A 1,305-nucleotide genomic window follows, 5' to 3' on the forward strand; every position below is an offset into this window, starting at 1 on the left:
TATTAAATTATAATGTAAAAATGTAGTAATAATCAAAGAAATTATAAAAAAATAACAAATTTGTAAGAAATATTTAGGATTAAAATGTTTATTACAAAAGAAAAATAGCTATATCGAGAAAATAATAAGATTATTTTCTCGATATAGCTATTAGTTATGCTATTATTTCATTTTCTTTAGGTAAAGTAGTATCTAATTTCTTTAATAAAATGTATCTATTTATCCCGTGCTGATTTTCTCTCTGAAGTTTTATTTCAAAGCCTAAGCTTAAAATAGTTCTTAAGCTATATACATTTTCTGCAGCAACAGCAGTTAATATATTACTCTTACCTCTAGCGATAGATTCTTCAATTCTAGTTTCAAGCAGTATCTTGTGTAATGAATTACCTCTATAAAGAGGGTCTACCATTACATATCCAGATACATATGTTGAATTGATTTCATCATCAGTCATACCAATTTCATAAAGATTGTTTAAATAATCTCCACTTGGAGGTTCGCAAATAGCACATGCTACTAAAGTATTTTCAACATAACAACCAACTATAAATCCACCTTTATTTATAACATTTAATAAGTATTGTGCATCACGAAACTTAAGCCAATTTTTATTTGACATTGCATTTATTACTTTATTAAATAATATTGTTATATCATTAAAACTAGATGCTCCTATTAAAAGCACATTAGCATATAAGTTTTCACAAATCTCTCCGTTGAATTTAGATAATTTTACAGTCTTTATCAAAATATAAACACCTCTTGTTCACATAAGGGCGCTAACCTTATGCAGTTCTCTTATGAACTTCTCATATTTTCATATGAGAGCAGACTATTTCTTCACCCTCGACATTACTCGTTAGGGGCAACCTACTTCCACTATCAATAGCTTATAGTGTACGACCTTTTAGGTCTAGTCGTTGAAGGTTTCCCTATTCGGGACTTCCCTGCATGAACATCCATTTTTAATAGCACTTAGGATTTAACCTTATGCCATCCTAAGACTTTTTTCTACTTTCGTTCCATCACGCTTAAAGCTATTCGCTTTTACGTTGTGGCACTTAGGCTTTAGGAATTACCTGCAATTCAAGTTGTGTCCTATGCAGATTTCTCTACATACGAGGCTTAAATTAACCTCTTTTCTATAAAATAAGAAGACATAGTCTTCTATATACGTGTACTTATAATTCTAATTAATATATCATTAATAATGATATTATAACACATAAAAACATAAAAAGAGTAGTTTTTGTTGAAAAATGTTGAATAAAAAAGCATAAAAAAAGACTTAATTAATATTAAGTC

1 protein-coding gene is annotated in these 1,305 nt (G+C 28.6%); it reads right to left on the bottom strand.

All coding sequences use genetic code 11. The features are described 5' to 3' along the window. Nucleotides 1–154 precede the first annotated feature (154 nt). Nucleotides 155–748, bottom strand: coding sequence for a GNAT family N-acetyltransferase (locus G3997_RS04270; RefSeq protein ID WP_296648633.1), 594 nt, complete (start codon nt 746–748; stop codon nt 155–157). Nucleotides 749–1,305 lie beyond the last annotated feature (557 nt).

The sequence above is a fragment of the Romboutsia sp. 13368 genome, from assembly GCF_018336475.1.
GTDB lineage: Bacteria > Bacillota > Clostridia > Peptostreptococcales > Peptostreptococcaceae > Romboutsia.